A 3414-nucleotide genomic window follows, 5' to 3' on the forward strand; every position below is an offset into this window, starting at 1 on the left:
TCTGCCAGCAGTAAATGGCAAATGGGAGCCGTAAAATAACCCGCATCAAGACCGACACCAACCGGATTAAAGCCAAACCGCTCTAACTGGCGTTTTAATCAGGCCATGTAAGGCTGGGAATCATGATATTTCCAGCTGTGACATAGGTATCGGTAATTAAATTATGTTTGCCATCAACCGTTCGGTGATCTAAGTAGAAAAATCCTTTAGGCTTGCCTTCCCAATGCATAAAACCACTGTCCGGATCTGTTGTACTGAGTTTAACCTCCTTGTATTTCTCTACCGTCGATGGCTTTAAGGCTTTTTTCCGTTTAATTCTCTTTCTGCGTTGATGGCTTGATTAAGCGCATCAATATATTGACTGGGCTCAACAATATTATCAAAAATCTGTTGATAAATTTCACTGTTATTAAACCGACGGCGACGATTTTGGCTGAGTGTTGAGGCGTCAATCACTTTTTCGGTTAATCCCATTCCCAGAAACCAGCGGTAAGCTAAATTGACCTGAATTTCCTGAACCAGACGATGTTCAGTGGGGATACCGAAAAGATACCCCAATAACATGATTTTAAACAGTCTGACCGGATTTTCTGCTGGACGACCATTATTAGGGCAATAAAGTGGTGCTACCGCTTCTCGAATAAATTCAAAATCAATGACTTTAGCTATTTTACGAACAAGATGATTTTGAGGGACAAGCGCATCTAGCGAGATTTGCTCTATTTTTTCTGGTGTCGCTGGAGTTGGTTTTTTTAGCATAGAAGAATTCCTCTTATTATTAGATCAAAGAACTCGCCAAAAAGCGAGCTCTTTGTCATCAATCTGAAAGTTGATCGTTATCTTGCGGCATCTTTAATGTGGGGATTAATGCCAATCCTAAAAAACTATATAAATCAAAAAGTTAACTGGCTGCGGCTTACCAAAGACATTTATTGTTCTTTAATACTCAAATAACTTGGGGTGGGGGGAACGATTTCGGGGATAATGGCCTCACTTGAGTCTGTAAGAGCTGACGAAGTTTATAACAAGAAACCAATTAGTATCGATAATGATGTACTTTATAATACCAAAGCGGGGTTAATGGGCGCTTTAGCTGGTATTGGCGATGCTATTGACTCAGACACAGTACAATATATTTTTATCGCAATTGCACTACCTTGGGCACAAGAAGGTTTAGCAATTGGGGCATTATTTCCTTTCTTTGCCTTTGTAGTTTATCAACTTTTTGTTGGATATTATTTTGCTCAATTAGGATTTAAGTTAGGGAAAAACGCTGCAACAGAAGTTGTTGGTAATAAAATGCAGATGCTTATCGAAGGCTTATCTATTTTAGGTTTGTTTATGATGGGTATCTTAGCTGCCAGTTATATCAAAGTCTCATCAAGTTTAAAATTTACCTTATCAGGAAAAGATTTCGTTATACAAGACACATTGGATAAAATCTTACCAGGTGCGCTACCACTTATTGTTGTAATGGGATTATATTTTTATTTCTCTAAAAAAGGTTTAAAAGTAACCAGAGCATTAATTGGATTAACAATCATACTTGGTGTTTTAGCTGCACTTGGTATTTTATAAAATAATTATATAAAAAATAGAGGTTTTAAATTATGGGAAAAGTTGTTTTAGCTCGAGTAGATAGTCGTCTTATTCATGGTCAAGTTGCAACTAATGTTTCAAAAGCTGCTGGGGCTAATGCTTTATTTGTTGCAGATGACTATTCAGCAAATGACGAATTCACAAAAAATATCATTCTAGGCGCCGGAGCTAGCACTGGACATAAAATCAGAGTACTAAAAGAAGATGGTGCTGTAAGATATTGGAATGATCGCAAGTACGATGACTTTAATGTTATCTTACTTACTAAAAATATTGAAGTAATGTATAAAATCATTAGAGCAGGCGTACCAATAACAAACCTAAATATTGGAGGTTTACCGCTAGTACCTGGGGCAACATCAATAATTAAAGAAGTATCGATAAACAAAGAGCAACTTGATCTATTGATCGATTTACAAAATAGTTACCCAGATATGGATATCTACTTTCAAGCAACGCCTTCATTGAAAAAAATAACATTAAATGAAGCAATCAAAATGTTTGAATAATATAGGAAGGTAAAAATGATAGGTGTCTTATTAATTAGTCATGGCAACATGGCTGCGGGAATGAAAGATAGTGTAACAATGATAGTTGGAGAACAAGACAAATTTGAAACACTATCACTTAATCCAGGGCAAGATATTAATCAATTAAAAACGGATCTATTTAATTGTTCAAAATCTTTAGATTCAGGCAAAGGAGTCTTAATTTTTGTCGATCTATATGGAGCCTCTCCTTACAATGCTTCAATGAGATGCGTGCCTCAATGGCGTGAATTGGGTATAAATGTTAAAGTTATTACCGGCATGAGCTTACCAATAGTAATTAATGCGGTATGTAATAGAGACTCATTGTCAGTACAAGAATTAGCCAAAGAGTGTCTTGAGGCGGGTCATGATAATATTCAAGACGCTATTGCTAATCTTACTCATTCCAACCAATCTCAGAATGAGGATGATTATTAATTATTTTAATTTTTATACCTAAATAGTTTATTAATAATGGAAATACTTAAAGATCTTGTGCTCCGATACTGTGTCATATTCGGTAAACGATTTTCTGCTAAACAAAAAATTGCTTTTTTAAGAGTGATATCTAAAGAACTAATTCAATTAGGCTATATGGTTGAGGCTAAACTAGCCAAGTTGAAATTAGCAACAAGACGATATGAAAACTATTACAATGCATATATTGGTGATTTAAATAAAGCTGAATTAATTATTTGTACTTATTACGATACTTGCGTTAATAACTTTAATTTTCAAAAAAAATACGCATTTTCTCCACAATTTAGTAAATTAAGTTACTTTATCAGTATTGCGCCAATCATTATTTTATTCATTGCTTCATTGATACTAAATTATTTTGTTTTTATTCCTGATATCCGTACTCAAGGTTTTTTAGTATTTCAGGCGTTGGCTCAATTATTTCAACGGTTTTTTTATTTTTTTCGTCTTTAAATCCTGGATTCAAACATGAAGTGCAATTTTAAACACGGTGGAGTGAAGAAAGTAGAAAGGCGATTTATACTAGCACCTTCGCACCACCACAGTTTGGAGATTGCTATGTATTATAATCACCTTTCTAGGAAGGAAAGATACCAGATTTTCGTATTATTACAAGCCGGAAAGAATAAAAAAGAGATAGCCCAGCTACTCAATAGACATCCTTCGACAATAAGTCGAGAGATAAAAAGAAACTCAAAACCTAATCAAGCCTATCAAGCACATGATGCGGTAACCTTAGCTAGGAAAAGGCGGAAAAACAGCGGTAATGGTAAGCCAATAGAGTCTTCGGTATGGCGCCAAGTTG

At 35.2% G+C, this 3414-nt stretch carries 4 protein-coding genes and 2 pseudogenes; 5 read left to right on the forward strand and 1 reads right to left on the reverse strand.

Annotation, left to right across the window (positions count from 1 at the left end):
• Positions 1–759: pseudogene (locus tag A9G37_RS13215) on the reverse strand (transposase); the annotation flags it as partial.
• A gap of 72 nt (positions 760–831) precedes the next feature.
• On the opposite strand from A9G37_RS13215, the pseudogene A9G37_RS07370 reads away from it, so the two are divergent.
• The 5 genes and pseudogenes from A9G37_RS07370 to A9G37_RS07390 all read left to right on the forward strand — a co-directional run.
• Positions 832–1578, forward strand: a pseudogene (locus A9G37_RS07370) (PTS system mannose/fructose/sorbose family transporter subunit IID); the annotation flags it as partial.
• Between the two features lie 32 nt (positions 1579–1610).
• Positions 1611–2108, forward strand: coding sequence for a PTS system mannose/fructose/N-acetylgalactosamine-transporter subunit IIB (locus tag A9G37_RS07375; RefSeq protein ID WP_065575098.1), 498 nt, complete (start codon positions 1611–1613; stop codon positions 2106–2108).
• A gap of 15 nt (positions 2109–2123) precedes the next feature.
• On the forward strand, positions 2124–2567 hold the full coding sequence (locus tag A9G37_RS07380; RefSeq protein ID WP_065575099.1) for a PTS sugar transporter subunit IIA: 444 nt from the start codon (positions 2124–2126) through the stop codon (positions 2565–2567).
• Positions 2568–2603: 36 nt separating this feature from the next.
• Entirely contained in the window at positions 2604–3062 is a 459-nt protein-coding gene (locus tag A9G37_RS07385) for a hypothetical protein (RefSeq protein ID WP_065575100.1), read from the forward strand.
• 15 nt (positions 3063–3077) lie between these two features.
• Positions 3078–3414, forward strand: a 337-nt coding sequence (locus A9G37_RS07390; protein WP_065575101.1) for a helix-turn-helix domain-containing protein, incomplete at its 3' end; no start/stop codon positions are given.

Source organism: Gilliamella sp. GillExp13 (assembly GCF_001690815.1).
Lineage (GTDB): Bacteria > Pseudomonadota > Gammaproteobacteria > Enterobacterales > Orbaceae > Gilliamella > Gilliamella bombi.